At 65.5% G+C, this 14,944-nt stretch carries 15 protein-coding genes; 14 read left to right on the top strand and 1 reads right to left on the bottom strand.

Annotated elements, in window-relative coordinates:
* Positions 1-5: 5 nt before the first annotated feature.
* From WCE05_RS21870 to WCE05_RS21805, 14 genes are all read left to right on the top strand, one after another.
* Positions 6-197, top strand: coding sequence for a cbb3-type cytochrome c oxidase subunit 3 (locus WCE05_RS21870; RefSeq protein WP_225789921.1), 192 nt, complete (start codon positions 6-8; stop codon positions 195-197).
* Positions 194-1,135, top strand: a complete 942-nt coding sequence (gene ccoP, locus WCE05_RS21865) for a cytochrome-c oxidase, cbb3-type subunit III (RefSeq protein ID WP_368816548.1) — start codon at positions 194-196, stop codon at positions 1,133-1,135. The genes WCE05_RS21870 and ccoP (WCE05_RS21865) overlap by 4 nt, the downstream gene beginning before the upstream one ends.
* 423 nt (positions 1,136-1,558) lie before the next feature.
* Positions 1,559-3,001 carry a cytochrome-c oxidase, cbb3-type subunit I gene (gene ccoN, locus WCE05_RS21860; RefSeq protein ID WP_225789880.1) on the top strand — a complete coding sequence of 481 codons (1,443 nt, stop codon included), beginning with the start codon at positions 1,559-1,561 and terminating at the stop codon, positions 2,999-3,001.
* The gene (gene ccoO / locus WCE05_RS21855; protein WP_225789881.1) at positions 3,001-3,609 is read left to right on the top strand and encodes a cytochrome-c oxidase, cbb3-type subunit II; all 609 of its coding nucleotides are present in this window, start codon (positions 3,001-3,003) and stop codon (positions 3,607-3,609) included. Before ccoN ends, ccoO begins: the two co-directional genes overlap by 1 nt.
* A gap of 5 nt (positions 3,610-3,614) precedes the next feature.
* Positions 3,615-3,812, top strand: a complete 198-nt coding sequence (locus WCE05_RS21850) for a cbb3-type cytochrome c oxidase subunit 3 (protein ID WP_225789882.1) — start codon at positions 3,615-3,617, stop codon at positions 3,810-3,812.
* Positions 3,809-4,792 (top strand): cytochrome-c oxidase, cbb3-type subunit III, encoded by a 984-nt coding sequence (gene ccoP, locus WCE05_RS21845; RefSeq protein WP_368816547.1) that lies wholly within the window; start codon positions 3,809-3,811, stop codon positions 4,790-4,792. Before WCE05_RS21850 ends, ccoP (WCE05_RS21845) begins: the two co-directional genes overlap by 4 nt.
* A gap of 270 nt (positions 4,793-5,062) precedes the next feature.
* The gene (ccoG, locus tag WCE05_RS21840) at positions 5,063-6,478 is read left to right on the top strand and encodes a cytochrome c oxidase accessory protein CcoG (protein WP_225789884.1); all 1,416 of its coding nucleotides are present in this window, start codon (positions 5,063-5,065) and stop codon (positions 6,476-6,478) included.
* A 14-nt stretch (positions 6,479-6,492) separates the two neighbouring features.
* Positions 6,493-7,023 (top strand): FixH family protein, encoded by a 531-nt coding sequence (locus WCE05_RS21835; protein WP_225789885.1) that lies wholly within the window; start codon positions 6,493-6,495, stop codon positions 7,021-7,023.
* A 10-nt stretch (positions 7,024-7,033) separates the two neighbouring features.
* Positions 7,034-9,508 carry a heavy metal translocating P-type ATPase gene (locus WCE05_RS21830; protein WP_368816546.1) on the top strand — a complete coding sequence of 825 codons (2,475 nt, stop codon included), beginning with the start codon at positions 7,034-7,036 and terminating at the stop codon, positions 9,506-9,508.
* Complete coding sequence (gene ccoS / locus WCE05_RS21825; RefSeq protein ID WP_225789887.1) at positions 9,487-9,711, top strand: cbb3-type cytochrome oxidase assembly protein CcoS; 225 nt, start codon at positions 9,487-9,489, stop codon at positions 9,709-9,711. Before WCE05_RS21830 ends, ccoS begins: the two co-directional genes overlap by 22 nt.
* Complete coding sequence (locus WCE05_RS21820; RefSeq protein WP_253167909.1) at positions 9,704-10,387, top strand: sulfite exporter TauE/SafE family protein; 684 nt, start codon at positions 9,704-9,706, stop codon at positions 10,385-10,387. Before ccoS ends, WCE05_RS21820 begins: the two co-directional genes overlap by 8 nt.
* A gap of 319 nt (positions 10,388-10,706) precedes the next feature.
* Positions 10,707-12,089 (top strand): oxygen-independent coproporphyrinogen III oxidase, encoded by a 1,383-nt coding sequence (gene hemN / locus WCE05_RS21815; RefSeq protein WP_253101205.1) that lies wholly within the window; start codon positions 10,707-10,709, stop codon positions 12,087-12,089.
* A gap of 183 nt (positions 12,090-12,272) precedes the next feature.
* Complete coding sequence (fnrA, locus tag WCE05_RS21810) at positions 12,273-13,007, top strand: Crp/Fnr family transcriptional regulator FnrA (RefSeq protein ID WP_225789890.1); 735 nt, start codon at positions 12,273-12,275, stop codon at positions 13,005-13,007.
* 52 nt (positions 13,008-13,059) lie between these two features.
* Positions 13,060-13,608 carry an adenine phosphoribosyltransferase gene (locus tag WCE05_RS21805; RefSeq protein ID WP_225789891.1) on the top strand — a complete coding sequence of 183 codons (549 nt, stop codon included), beginning with the start codon at positions 13,060-13,062 and terminating at the stop codon, positions 13,606-13,608.
* A 213-nt stretch (positions 13,609-13,821) separates the two neighbouring features.
* Here the strand turns inward: WCE05_RS21805 and recR are convergent, their stop codons facing one another.
* Entirely contained in the window at positions 13,822-14,424 is a 603-nt protein-coding gene (recR, locus tag WCE05_RS21800) for a recombination mediator RecR (RefSeq protein ID WP_225789892.1), read from the bottom strand.
* Positions 14,425-14,944 lie beyond the last annotated feature (520 nt).

The raw sequence follows: 14,944 nt of genomic DNA, 5'->3' as shown, positions 1-14,944 counted from the left end.
TGGAACTGTCACTGGACATCGGCCTGATCCGTGGCCTGGGCACCCTGGTGGTGATGATCGCCTTCCTGGGCCTGTGCCTCTGGGTATTCAACCGTCGCCGCGACCGTGATTTCGCCGAAGCGCGCCTGCTGCCCTTCGTCGACGACCGCCTGCCCCCTGCTGGGCAGGAACCTGCCATGAGGAATAACCGGCAATGACCACCTTCTGGAGTACCTACATCAGCGTACTGACCATCGGCAGCCTGATCGGCCTGACCTGGCTGCTGCTCGCCACGCGCAAGGGCCAGAGCCACAACACCACCGACCAGACCATGGGCCATAGCTTCGACGGCATCGAGGAGTACGACAACCCGCTGCCCAAGTGGTGGTTCTGGCTGTTCGTCGGCACCCTGGCCTTCGGCGTGGGCTACCTGATCCTCTACCCGGGCCTGGGCAACTGGAAAGGCATCCTGCCGGGTTACGAGAACGGCTGGACCCAGGTCAACGAGTGGCAGAAGGAAATGGACAAGGCCGATGCACGCTTTGGCCCGATCTTCGCCAAGTACGCCGCCATGCCGGTGGAGGAAGTGGCCAAGGACCCGCAGGCGCTGAAGATGGGCAGCCGCCTGTTCGCCTCCAACTGCTCGGTGTGCCATGGCTCCGATGCCAAGGGCGCCTACGGCTTCCCCAACCTGACCGACAAGGACTGGCGCTGGGGCGGCGAGCCGGAGACCATCAAGGCCTCGATCATGGATGGCCGCCACGGCGTGATGCCGGCCTGGGCCGAGGTGATCGGCGAACAGGGCGTGGCCGACGTCGCCGCCTTTATCCTGACCAACCTGGACGGTCGCAGCCTGCCCGAGGGGGTCAAGGCCGATGCCGCCAAGGGCCAGGAGATCTTCGCCGCCAACTGCATGGCCTGCCACGGCCCCGAGGGCAAGGGCACCCCGGCCATGGGCGCGCCTGACCTGACCCACCCGCAGGCGTTCATCTACGGTTCGAGCTTCGCCCAGCTGCAACAGACCATCCGCTACGGTCGCCAGGGCCAGATGCCGGCCCAGCGCGACATCCAGGGCAACGACAAGGTCCACCTGCTGGCGGCCTATGTGTACAGCCTGTCGCAAGATGAAGCGGGCGACAACCTGACTGCCCGTTGATCTTTCGGGGCCGCAGTGCGGCCCCAACTCCCCGCCATACCTCCCTTCCTTGCACCCCCTCCGAACGGAACTAAGCTTGTTTGCCTAAGAGAGGCTTCGCTCGCAGCGACCGAAGCAGACGCGGTGCATGGCCTGACACCGCGCAACGACTTCGACATCGCTCGCCCATAGCGTCGGGAGGGGAGCCTTGCCTGCCCACCCTGAAAAAAAGCTTGACCGATCGATCAGAAAAAGGCGAAAAACGGTACACATTACAAACATTTATTTGTGTACAATCATCCAGCCCCCAAACCGCGGGACGGTGGTGGAAAGGGCCTGGACACGGGTCGGCGAGAGGTCTTGCGTTGCGATAACCCTGGTGGTTACCGATACTGGCGCCGATTTTCCAACCAACAAGAACACCCAAACCGTGGAACCTTAGCAATGAGCACTGCAATCAGTCCGACTGCTTATAACTATAAGGTCGTCCGCCAGTTCGCCATCATGACGGTGGTCTGGGGGATCCTTGGCATGGGGCTAGGCGTGTACATCGCCTCGCAACTGGTATGGCCCGAGCTGAACCTGGACCTGCCATGGACGAGCTTCGGCCGCCTTCGCCCGCTGCACACCAACCTGGTGATCTTCGCCTTCGGAGGTTGCGCGCTGTTCGCCACCTCCTACTACGTCGTGCAGCGCACCTGCCAGACCCGGCTGATCTCCGATGGCATGGCCGCCTTCAGCTTCTGGGGCTGGCAAGCGGTCATCGTCGGCGCGCTGATCACCCTGCCGATGGGCTACACCACCACCAAGGAGTACGCCGAGCTCGAGTGGCCGCTGGCGATCCTCCTGGCCATCGTCTGGGTCACCTACGCCCTGGTGTTCTTCGGCACCATCGTCAAGCGCAAGACCAAGCACATCTACGTCGGCAACTGGTTCTACGGTGGCTTCATCGTGGTCACGGCGATGCTGCACATCGTCAACCACATCTCCCTGCCGGTCAGCCTGTTCAAGTCGTACTCGGCCTATGCCGGGGCCACCGACGCCATGATCCAGTGGTGGTACGGCCACAACGCCGTGGGCTTCTTCCTGACCACGGGCTTCCTGGGGATGATGTACTACTTCGTGCCCAAGCAGGCCGAACGCCCGATCTACTCCTATCGCCTGTCGATCGTCCACTTCTGGGCGCTGATCACCCTGTACATCTGGGCCGGCCCGCACCACCTGCACTACACCGCCCTGCCCGACTGGGCCCAGTCGCTGGGCATGGTGATGTCGATCATCCTCCTGGCACCGAGCTGGGGCGGCATGATCAACGGCATGATGACCCTCTCCGGGGCCTGGCACAAACTGCGCACCGACCCGATCCTGCGCTTTCTGGTGGTGTCCCTGGCGTTCTACGGCATGTCCACCTTCGAAGGCCCGATGATGGCCATCAAGACAGTCAACTCGCTGTCGCACTACACCGACTGGACCATCGGCCACGTGCATGCCGGCGCCCTCGGCTGGGTGGCGATGATCTCCATCGGCTCGCTGTACCACCTTATCCCGAAGGTCTATGGCCGCGAACAGATGCACAGCGTGGGTCTGATCAACGCGCACTTCTGGCTGGCGACCATCGGCACCGTGCTGTACATCGCCTCGATGTGGGTCAACGGCATCACCCAGGGCCTGATGTGGCGCGCCATCAACGACGACGGCACGCTCACCTACTCCTTCGTCGAAGCCCTGCAGGCCAGCCACCCGGGCTACATCGTCCGCGCCCTGGGCGGTGCGTTCTTCGCCTCCGGCATGTTGCTGATGGCCTACAACGTCTACCGCACCGTACGCGCCTCGAAGCCGGCCGACGCTGAAGAAGCCGCCAAGATCGTCGTCGTGGGAGCTCACTGATGAAGCATGAAGCAGTCGAGAAGAACATCGGCCTGTTGGCCTTCTTCATGGTCATCGCCGTCAGCATCGGCGGCCTGACCCAGATCGTCCCGCTGTTCTTCCAGGACGTCACCAACAAGCCGGTCGAAGGCATGAAGCCGCGCACCGCACTGGAGCTCGAAGGGCGCGACATCTACATCCGCGAGGGCTGCGTCGGCTGCCACTCGCAGATGATCCGCCCGTTCCGTGCCGAGACCGAGCGCTACGGCCACTACTCGGTGGCCGGCGAGAGCGTCTGGGACCACCCCTTCCTCTGGGGCTCCAAGCGCACCGGCCCGGACCTGGCCCGCGTCGGCGGCCGCTACTCCGACGACTGGCACCGCGCGCACCTGTACAACCCGCGCAACGTGGTACCGGAATCGAAGATGCCGTCCTACCCGTGGCTGGTCGAGAACACGCTCGACGGCAAGGACACCGCGAAAAAGATGGAGGTGCTGCGCACCCTGGGCGTGCCCTACACCGACGAGGACATCGCCGGCGCCCGCGACGCGGTCAAGGGCAAGACCGAGATGGACGCCATCGTGGCGTACCTGCAAGGCCTGGGCACCATCATCAAGAGCAAACGGTGACGCTGATGGATATCGGGATGATTCGTGGCCTGGGCACCGTCGTGGTGATGGTGGCCTTCGTGGGCCTGGCGCTGTGGGTGTTCAACCCACGGCGCAAGAAGGAATTCGACGAGGCGACCCGGTTGCCCTTCGCCGACGATCCCGAGGCCAGCAAGCACGTCGAGCAAGCGCAAGCGAAAGCTTCTAGGAGCAAAGAACAATGACAACCTTCTGGAGTCTGTACGTCACCGTCCTGACCCTGGGCACCATCTTCGCCTTGACCTGGCTGCTGCTGTCGACCCGCAAGGGCCAGCGCGAAGAGGTCACCGACGAGACCGTCGGCCATGCCTTCGACGGTATCGAGGAGTACGATAACCCCTTGCCGAAATGGTGGTTCTGGCTGTTCGTCGGCACCATCGTGTTCGCCCTGGGTTACCTGGTGCTGTACCCGGGCCTGGGCAACTGGAAAGGCATCCTGCCCGGCTACCAGTACCTGGATAACGAGAAGAAGACCGAGTTCTCCAACGGCCAGCCCGGCTGGACCGGCGTGCACGAGTGGGAAAAGGAGATGGCCAAGGCCGACGCCCGCTTCGGCCCGATCTTCGCCAAGTACGCCGCCATGCCCATCGAGGACGTGGCCAAGGACCCGCAAGCGCTGAAGATGGGCAGCCGCCTGTTTGCCTCCAACTGCTCGGTGTGCCACGGCTCCGATGCCCGTGGCTCCTACGGCTTCCCCAACCTCACCGACAACGACTGGCGTTGGGGCGGCGAGCCGGAGACCATCAAGGCCTCGATCATGAACGGTCGCCACGGCGTGATGCCGGCCTGGGCCGAGGTGATCGGCGAACAGGGCGTGGCCGACGTCGCCGCCTTCGTCCTGACCAACCTGGACGGTCGTAGCCTGCCCGAGGGGGTCAAGGCCGATGCCGCCAAGGGCAAGGAGATCTTCGCCGCCAACTGCGTGGCTTGCCACGGCCCCGAGGGCAAGGGCACCCCGGCCATGGGCGCGCCTGACCTGACCCACCCGCAGGCGTTCATCTACGGCTCGAGCTTCGCCCAGTTGCAGCAGACCATCCGCTACGGCCGCCAGGGCCAGATGCCGGCACAGGCCGAGTTGCAGGGCAACGACAAGGTCCACCTGCTGGCAGCCTATGTCTACAGCCTGTCGCACCAGCAGCAGCCGGAAACCGCCAAGGCCGAGTGAGCCCATCCATGGCCCTGCCATCGCTGGCAGGGCCGTGCTCCCCCAGGTTACGGCGCAACGCCGGACATTTCGCCTCCCGCCATGACCTGGATCAATTGACAGCCGCCATAACACGATTCAAACCACCAACCCAATGCGACTAAAGGTCGCAACGCGCTCCCAGCCTGCCAGCAGCGGCGTATCATGGGCCGCAGAGCGCTAGCAGAATGCGTACGACCGCGGCCGGCACGTACTGGCCGCGGCACTTCTCCACTGCCGTGGGACTTGATGATGAGCAAGCAGATTCCGGTACATGACGTCACCCCGCCTGCCAAGAAGGGAAAGGACTCCGTCGACCTCTACGCCTCCCGGGAAAAGATCTACACCCGTGCCTTCACCGGCGTGTTCCGCCGGCTGCGAATGGTCGGCGGGGCGTTCCTGTTCCTGCTGTACTTCGGTACCGTGTGGCTGAACTGGGGCGGGCACCAGGCCGTCTGGTGGAACCTGCCCGAGCGCAAGTTCTACATCTTCGGCGCCACCATCTGGCCCCAGGACTTCATCCTGCTCTCGGGCATCCTCATCGTCTCTGCCTTCGGCCTGTTCTTCATCACCGTGTTCGCCGGCCGGGTCTGGTGCGGCTACACCTGCCCGCAGAGCGTCTGGACCTGGATCTTCATGTGGTGCGAGAAGGTCACCGAGGGCGACCGCAACCAGCGCATGAAGCTGGACAAGGCGCCGATGAGCGCCAACAAGTTCCTGCGCAAGGCGGCCAAGCACAGCCTGTGGCTATTGATCGGCTTCGTCACCGGCATGACCTTCGTCGGCTACTTCTCGCCGATCCGCGAGCTGGTCATCGAGTTCTTCACCGGGCAAGCCGATGGCTGGGCCTATTTCTGGGTGGCGTTCTTCACCCTCGCCACCTACGGCAACGCCGGCTGGCTGCGCGAGCAGGTGTGCGTGTACATGTGCCCCTACGCGCGCTTCCAGAGCGTGATGTTCGACAAGGACACCCTGATCGTCTCCTACGATCCGCGCCGCGGCGAGACCCGCGGCCCGCGCAAGAAGGACATGGACTACAAGGCCAAGGGCCTGGGCGACTGCATCGACTGCACCATGTGCGTGCAGGTCTGCCCCACCGGCATCGACATCCGCGATGGTCTGCAGATCGAGTGCATCGGCTGCGCTGCCTGCATCGACGCCTGCGACAGCATCATGGAGAAGATGAACTATCCCAAGGGCCTGATCAGCTACACCACCGAGCACAACCTCTCCGGGCAGAAGACCCACATGCTGCGCCCACGGCTGATCGGCTACGCCCTGGTGCTGCTGCTGATGATCGGTATCCTGGTCACCGCCTTCGCCACCCGTTCGCTGGTCGGTTTCGACGTCAGCAAGGACCGGGTGCTGTACCGCGAGAACGCGCAAGGGCGGATCGAGAACGTCTACAGCCTCAAGGTCATGAACAAGGACCAACGCGACCACGTCTACGTGCTCGACGCCAGCGGCCTGCCAGGCCTGCAGCTCGAGGGGCATCGCGAGATCCGGGTCGCCGCCGGCGATATCGTCAGCCTGCCGGTGCAGTTGTCGGTCGCGCCCGAGCAATTGCCCTCGACCACCAATGAAATCACCTTCATCCTCAAGGACGCCGACGACAGCGCCACCCAGGTTGAAGCCAAGAGCCGCTTCATCGGCCCGCAAATCCGTTGAGAGAGAAGTCGACAATGCCTGCCGCAACCGCCGCCAGCCCGTGGTACAAGCACCTCTGGCCCTGGATCATCATCGGCATCCTCGCCACCTCGGTGTGCCTGAGCCTGACGATGGTCAGCATCGCCGTGAACAACCCAGACAACCTGGTCAACGACAACTACTACGAGGCCGGCAAGGGCATCAACCGCTCGCTGGACCGCGAGCTGCTGGCCCAGGACCTCAAGCTCAAGGCCAGCGTGCACCTGGACGAGCTGACCGGCGAGGTGGACGTGCGCCTGACCGGCAATAGCGATCCGCAAGCCCTGGAACTGAACCTGATCTCACCGACCCAGCCGGACAAGGACCGCAAGGTCGAGCTGGCCCGCAGCGAGCCGGGCCGCTATGTCGGCCAGCTGGACGACCGGGTCGAGGGGCGGCGCTTCGTCGAGCTGCTGGGCAGCCAGGACGGGCAGGTATGGCGATTGTTCGAGGAGGAGAAGGTCGCCCACGGCGTCACCCTGGAGCTGGGCGACGAGGCCTTGCAAGGGGCCGAGCATCACGAATGACTGCATCACGATGACCGAGCCAACCCCCTGCTACCACTGCGCCCTGCCCGTCCCCGCCGGCAGCCGTTTCACCGCGGTGGTCCTCGGCGAACCCCGGCAGTTCTGCTGCCCTGGCTGCCAGGCAGTGGCCGAGTCCATCGTCGCCGGCGGCCTGGAGAGCTACTACCAGCACCGCAGCGACGCCAGCGCCAACCCCGAGGCCCTGCCCCGGCAGTTGCAGGATGAGCTGGCACTCTACGACCGCGTCGACGTGCAGCAGGCTTTCGTCCACCACCAGGGCGAACTGGCCGAGGCCACCCTGCTGGTCGAGGGCATCAGCTGCGCAGCGTGCGGCTGGCTGATCGAGAAACACCTGCGCAACCTGCCGGGCGTGGCCGAGGCACGCCTGAACCTGTCCAACCACCGCCTGCTGCTCAACTGGGACGACCACCGAACGCCCCTCTCGCGCCTGCTCGCCGAGCTGCGCCGGATCGGCTATGCCGCGCACCCCTACCAACCTGACCAGGCCGCCGAGCAACTGGCCCGGGAAAACCGCAGCGCCCTGCGCCGCCTGGGCGTGGCCGGCCTGCTGTGGTTCCAGGCGATGATGGCGACCATGGCCACCTGGCCGGAATTCAACATCGACCTGAGCCCCGAGCTGCACACCATCCTGCGCTGGGTGGCGCTGTTCCTGACCACGCCGATCGTGTTCTACAGCTGCGCCCCCTTCTTCAAGGGCGCCGCCCGCGACCTGCGCACCCGCCACCTGACCATGGACGTCTCGGTGTCGCTGGCCATCGCCCTGGCCTACGGCGCCGGGATCTGGACCGCGATCACCGGCAGTGGCGAGCTGTACTTCGACACCGTGGGCATGTTCGCCCTGTTCCTGCTCACCGGCCGCTACCTGGAGCGCCGCGCCCGCGAGCGCACGGCGGCGGCCACCGCGCAACTGGTCAACCTGCTGCCGGCCTCCTGCCTGCGCCTGGATGACCAGGGACACAGCGAGCGCATCCTGCTCGGCGAACTGCAGCGCGGCGACCGGGTGCAAGTGCTGCCCGGCGCGGTGATCCCGGCCGATGGCCGCATCCTCGACGGCCGCTCCAGCGTCGATGAGTCGCTGCTGACTGGCGAGTACCTGCCCCAGGCCCGCCATGCCGGCGACCGGGTCACCGGCGGCACCTTGAATGTCGAGAGCAGCCTGACCGTGCAGGTCGAGGCCCTGGGCCAGGACACCCGCCTGTCGGCGATCGTCCGGCTGCTGGAGCGCGCCCAGTCGGAAAAACCCCGCCTGGCCGAGATCGCCGACCGCGCCTCGCAGTGGTTCCTGCTGTTCACCCTGCTCGCCGCCGCCGCCATCGGCCTGCTGTGGTGGCAGCTGGATGCCTCGCGGGCATTCTGGATCGTCCTGGCCATGCTGGTGGCAACCTGCCCCTGCGCCCTGTCCCTGGCCACCCCGACAGCCCTCACCGCCGCCACCGGCACCCTGCACAAGCTCGGCCTGCTGGTCACCCGCGGACATGTGCTGGAAGGGCTGAACCAGATCGACACGGTGATCTTCGACAAGACCGGCACCCTCACCGAGGGCCGCCTGGCCCTACGCAGCATCCGCCCACTGGGCCTGCTCGCCGCCGACCGCTGCCTGGCCCTGGCCGCAGCCCTGGAGAACCGCTCGGAACACCCCATCGCCCGTGCCTTCGGCCGCACCGCCACCCCCGCCGAGCAGGTGCAGGCCATACCTGGCCTGGGCCTGGAGGGCGTGGTCGACGGCCAAAGCCTGCGCATCGGCCAGGCCACGTTCGTCTGCGCCCTGAGCGGCGCCGCAGTGCCCGCCGTACCCGAACCCCGTGGCCAGTGGCTGTTGCTGGGCGACCGCCAGGGGCCGCTGGCCTGGTTCGGCCTCGACGATCGCCTGCGCGAGGATGCCCCCGACCTGCTCGCCGCTTGCAAGGCCCGTGGCTGGCGTACTTTGCTGCTGTCCGGCGACAGCTCGCCGATGGTCGGCGAAGTGGCCGCGCAACTGGGCATCGACCAGGCCGTCGGCGGCCTGCGCCCGGACGACAAGCTCGCCCGCCTCAAGGCCCTGCAGGCCGAAGGCCGCAAGGTGCTGATGCTGGGCGACGGGGTCAACGACGTGCCGGTGCTGGCGGCGGCCGACATCAGCATCGCCATGGGTTCGGCCACCGACCTGGCCAAGACCTGCGCCGATGCGGTGCTGCTGTCCAACCGCCTGCAGGCGCTGGTGCAGGCCTTCGACCTGGCCCGGCGCACGCGGCGCAACATCCTCGAGAATCTGCTGTGGGCGACCCTGTATAATGGCCTGATGCTGCCGTTCGCCGCCCTGGGCTGGATCACGCCGGTCTGGGCGGCCATCGGCATGTCGGTCAGTTCGCTGATCGTGGTGCTCAACGCCCTGCGCCTGACCCGCCTGGCCAAGGGCGCGGGCATGCCCGCACACGAGACGCCGTCGCCCGCAAGGAAACCGCTATGCCCGCCCTCTACGTCATGATCCCCGCCGCCCTGCTGATCGTCGGCGTGGCCGTGTACATCTTCTTCTGGGCGGTGGACAGCGGCCAGTACGACGACCTCGACAGCCCGGCCCACAGCATCCTGTTCGACGACCAGGACCCTCGCCACCAGGCTGCCGTCAAGCCAGAGCCAGAACAAACGCCAGGGCAGCCCGACGACAAGGATCCTCAGCCTCGTGCCTGACCTGTTTCCCCTGCTCGGCTCGGCATTGGTCCTGGGCCTGCTCGGCGGCGGCCATTGCCTGGGCATGTGCGGCGGTCTGATGGGCGCCCTGACCTTGGCCATCCCGCCAGAGCAACGCGCCCGCCGCCTGCGCCTGTTGCTGGCCTACAACCTCGGACGCATCCTCAGCTATGCCTGCGCCGGCCTGCTCCTGGGCCTGGCCGGCTGGGCCCTGGCCAACAGCCCGGCGGCCCAGGGGCTGCGGGTGGTGGCGGCCCTGCTGCTGATCGCCATGGGCCTGTACCTGGCCGGCTGGTGGAGTGGCCTGACCCGTATCGAGGCGCTCGGCCGCGGCTTGTGGCGGCACATCCAACCTTTGGCCACACGCCTGCTGCCGGTCTCCAGCCTGCCCCGCGCCCTGCTGCTCGGCGCCCTGTGGGGTTGGCTGCCGTGCGGCCTGGTCTACAGCACCCTGCTGTGGGCCGCCAGCCAGGGCAATGCCGGCTACAGCGCAGCCCTGATGCTGGCCTTCGGCCTCGGCACCTGGCCCGTACTCCTGGCCACCGGCCTTGCCGCCGAGCGTGTCGGCGCCCTGTTGCGCCGCCGCAGCGTGCGCCTGGCCGGCGGCCTACTGGTGATCCTGTTCGGTCTGTGGACCTTGCCTGGTCCGCACCAGCATTGGCTCATGGGGCACTGATCCGGCGGCAAGCTGCAAGACAAAGCAGTTTCCGGCGAGCCAGGGCTTTGCTGCCATTTGGGGTCGCTTCGCGCCCCATCGCCGGCAAGCCGGCTCCCACAGGTTCACTGCCAGCCTCAAGAATGACGCCAGTCTATGGGATCAGCCCTGATTGCAGGGCTTTTGGCTTAATCGCTGGGCTTGGCACTGCGCAAGACTGTTTTTCTTGCCGCTTGCCGCCCGGCGCTAGCTCCGCCCCCCCCTTGATACAAATCAACACAGATTCCTACAGACGCCCCTAGACTCCGGACACTGCCGCTTCTTCCGGGGATTGACCCACATGCTCGACGACCTACGTTGGGATGCCGACCTGATACGTCGCTACGACCTGGCCGGCCCCCGCTATACCTCCTACCCGACCGCCGTCCAACTGCACGGCGAAGTGGGTTCGTTCGACCTGCTCCACGCCCTGCGCGAGAGCCGCCGCGCGGTACGGCCGCTGTCGCTGTACGTGCATGTGCCGTTCTGCGCCAACATCTGCTACTACTGCGCGTGCAACAAGGTCATCACCAAGGATCGCGGCCGCGCCCAGCCGTACCTCAAGCGCCTGGAGCAGGAAATCCAGCTCATCGCCTGCCACCTGGCCCCTAAACAACGCGTTGAACAGCTGCATTTCGGTGGCGGCACGCCGACGTTCCTCAGCCATGTGGAACTGCGCCAGCTGATGACCTGCCTGCGCCAGCACTTCAACCTGCTGGACGACGACTCGGGCGACTACGGCATCGAGATCGACCCGCGCGAAGCCGACTGGTCGACCATGGGCCTGCTCCGCGAGCTGGGCTTCAACCGCGTCAGCCTCGGCGTGCAGGACCTGGATCCGGCCGTGCAGCGTGCGATCAATCGCCTGCAGAGCCTGGAACAGACCCGCACACTGATCGAGGCAGCACGGACCCTGCAGTTCCGCTCGGTCAACCTCGACCTGATCTACGGCCTGCCCCGGCAGACCCCGGAAGGTTTCGCCCGCACCGTCGAGGAAGTGATCCGCCTGCAACCAGACCGCCTCTCGGTCTTCAACTATGCCCACCTGCCCGAACGCTTCATGCCCCAACGGCGCATCGACAGCAACGAACTGCCTGCGCCAGCCGCCAAGCTGGAGATGCTCCGCGCCACCATCGAGCAACTGACCGCGGCCGGCTACCGCTACATTGGCATGGACCATTTCGCCCTGCCCGACGACGAGTTGGCCATCGCCCAGGAGGAAGGCACCCTGCAGCGCAACTTCCAGGGCTACACCACCCATGGACATTGCGACCTGATCGGCCTGGGCGTCTCGGCCATCAGCCAGATCGGCGACCTCTACTGCCAGAACAGCAGCGACCTCGCCACCTACCAGGACACCCTCTCCACCGCCCAACTGGCGACCCAGCGCGGGCTGCTGTGCGATCAGGACGACCGCCTGCGCCGCGCGGTGATCCAGCAGTTGATCTGCCATTTCGAGCTGGACTTCGAAGCGATCGAGCAGGCGTTCACCATCGATTTCCGGGGGTACTTCAAGGACCAATGGCCCCAGTTGCAGGCCATGCAGCGGGACGGCCTGATCAGCCTGGACGGCAAGGGCATCAGGGTACTGCCCGCCGGGCGCCTGCTGGTGCGCTCGGTGTGCATGGTGTTCGACGCCTACCTGGCCCTGCAGGACCGCCAGCGCTTCTCGCGGGTGATCTGACGAGCGAGTCGATCGACCGCATGGACTTATTTCCTTGCCAGGCACACTATTGGCCATCATCGGCCTTGACCCGCTGCGGACAAGGCCTCGCCAGGTCGCAACACCATAGCGCCCGCTGGCCTACAACCTTGCTGTGAGTTACCCTTACAGCTTATGTGTGCTTTCCCACAAGGATCGATTGAAATGTCCGAGCCAGTCAAACTGCGCCCACACAACCAGGCCCACTGCAAGGATTGCAGCCTGGCCCCCCTGTGCCTGCCTCTGTCGCTCAACCTGGAAGACATGGATGCACTGGATGAAATCGTCAAACGCGGCCGCCCGCTGAAGAAAGGCGAGTTCCTGTTCCGCCAAGGTGACAATTTCGGCTCGGTCTATGCCGTACGTTCCGGCGCCCTGAAAACCTTCAGCCTCAGCGACGCCGGCGAGGAGCAGATCACCGGTTTCCACCTGCCCAGCGAGCTGGTGGGCCTGTCGGGCATGGACACCGAAACCTACCCGGTGTCGGCCCAGGCCCAGGAAACCACCTCGGTATGCGAGATCCCCTTCGAGCGCCTGGATGAACTCTCGGTCCAACTGCCGCAACTGCGCCGCCAGCTGATGCGGGTGATGAGCCGGGAGATCCGCGACGACCAGCAGATGATGCTGCTGTTGTCGAAGAAGACCGCCGACGAGCGCATCGCCACCTTCCTGGTCAACCTCTCCGCGCGCTTCCGTGCCCGTGGTTATTCGGCCAACCAGTTCCGCCTGAGCATGTCGCGCAACGAGATAGGCAACTACCTGGGCCTGGCGGTGGAGACCGTGTCGCGGGTGTTCACCCGCTTCCAGCAGAACGGCCTGATCAAGGCCGAAGGCAAGGAAGTGCACATCCTCGACCCGATCCAGCTGTGCGCGCTGGCGGGCGGGGCGATGGAAGCCTGAAGCCCTTCGCGCGGCGGGGTATACTGGCGCATTCGTTTTCCAGGAAAGCAGCATGCACAGCGATACTTTCGACCTCAAGGCCTTGATCCGCCCAGTGCCGGACTTCCCCAAGCCGGGCGTGATCTTCCGCGACATCACCCCGCTGTTCCAGTCGCCACGTGGGTTGCGCTACGTCGCCGACCAGTTCATCGAGCGCTATGTGGAGGCCGAATTCAGCCATATCGGCGCCATGGATGCGCGGGGCTTCCTGATCGGCTCGATCATCGCCCATCAGTTGAACAAGCCGCTGATCCTGTTCCGCAAGCAGGGCAAGCTGCCGGCCGAGGTGTTGGCCGAGGCCTACCAGACCGAGTACGGCGAAGCCTTCCTGGAGGTGCATGCCGACAGCCTGTGCGAAGGCGATTCGGTGCTGATTTTCGATGACCTGATCGCCACTGGCGGCACCCTGCTGGCCGCTACCAACCTGGTGCGTCGCACCGGTGCCGAGGTATTCGAGGCCGCGGCGATCATCGACTTGCCGCAGCTGGAGGGTTCCCGTCGCCTGCAGGCGGTTGGTGTGCCGACCTTCTGCCTGACCGAGTTTTCGCTCAGCGAGTATTGAGTCGCCTGCTGGGGCCGCTCAGCGGCCCATTCGCGGGCAAGCCCGCTCCCACAGGGCCCTTCGCCAGCCGTATGTTCTCTGCGCGACAGCACAACCCAAAAAGGCTGGGTTATCTCCCACAGGGCCCCTGCAAGCCATATCACTTGTGATCGACGCTCACCCTGTGGGACGGCTTGCCGGTGATGGGGCGCGAAGCGGCCCCCGATCACCGTTTCACAGCGAAATCGGTCTGCGCCCGGCAAAGGCATGGGCCAGGGTCCCGCCATCCACCAGCTCCAGCTCCCCGCCCAGCGGCACGCCATGGGCGATGCGCGAGGCGGTCAGGCCTTTCTCGGCCAGCAGTTGGGCAATGTAGTGGGCAGTCGCCTCCCCTTCCACCGTGGGGTTGGTCGCGAGGATCACCTCGGTGAAGGTGCCCTGCTCCTCGATCCGTGCCATCAGCTGCGGGATACCGATCGCCTCGGGTCCCAGGCCGTCCAGTGGCGACAGATGCCCCTTGAGCACGAAGTAGCGGCCGCGATAGCCGGTCTGCTCCACCGCATATACGTCCACGGGGCCTTCCACGACGCACAGCTGGGTGTCGTCCCGGCGTGGGTCGGCGCACTGGGGGCAGAGTTCCTGTTCGGTCAGGGTGCGGCACTGGCGGCAGTGGCCGACACCCTCCATGGCCTGGGTCAGGGCCTGGGCCAGGCGCAGGCCGCCGCTGCGGTCGCGTTCGAGCAACTGCAGGGCCATGCGCTGGGCAGATTTCTGGCCGACGCCGGGGAGCGTGCGCAGGGCGTCGATCAGTTGGCGGATCAGGGGGCTGAAGCTCATGGGGAAGGCCTGACAGATCAATAGGAGGCGGTTTATACCGAGCGGTGGCATCCACGTCAAATCAGCGGAAGCAGGTCCTCTCCTGAGAATAGCCATCACGGCGTATGCGATGCTGTTGCTGTTGCTGTTGCTGTTGCTGTTGCTGTTGCTGTTGATCTTGGTGCGCGATAGCTCAGTCGCCGCGAATCGCGACTTCAGGAGGCCGAGTGGAGGTGCCTGGAGGGGCCTGGCGCGCAGCGCCCTTCGGCGTAGCCGAAGTCGCGAGATGTAGACTTGCGTAGCAAGTCGGAGGCCGCGAAGCCCCGGAAGGCGCCGGAGCGAGGGGACCCCGGAGCGTAGCGTAGGGGCCGTATGATGGAGCAGGCGGTTTTTGGTGGACCTGTCCCGTGACAACGGACGCCAAGAAGCGATACTTAGATCGCTATCTTGGAGGTTGCCATGTACCCGAGCACTCGCCGTAACTACACCGATGAGTTCAAGGCTCAGGCCGTTGCGCTAGCTGAAAGCGTTGGCAGAACCG

This window comes from Pseudomonas sp. I2 (assembly GCF_040984075.1).
GTDB classification, from domain to species: Bacteria; Pseudomonadota; Gammaproteobacteria; order Pseudomonadales; family Pseudomonadaceae; genus Aquipseudomonas; species Aquipseudomonas guariconensis_B.
Note: the sequence above shows the minus strand (reverse complement) of the source record. Positions and strands in the feature narration are given on the sequence as shown.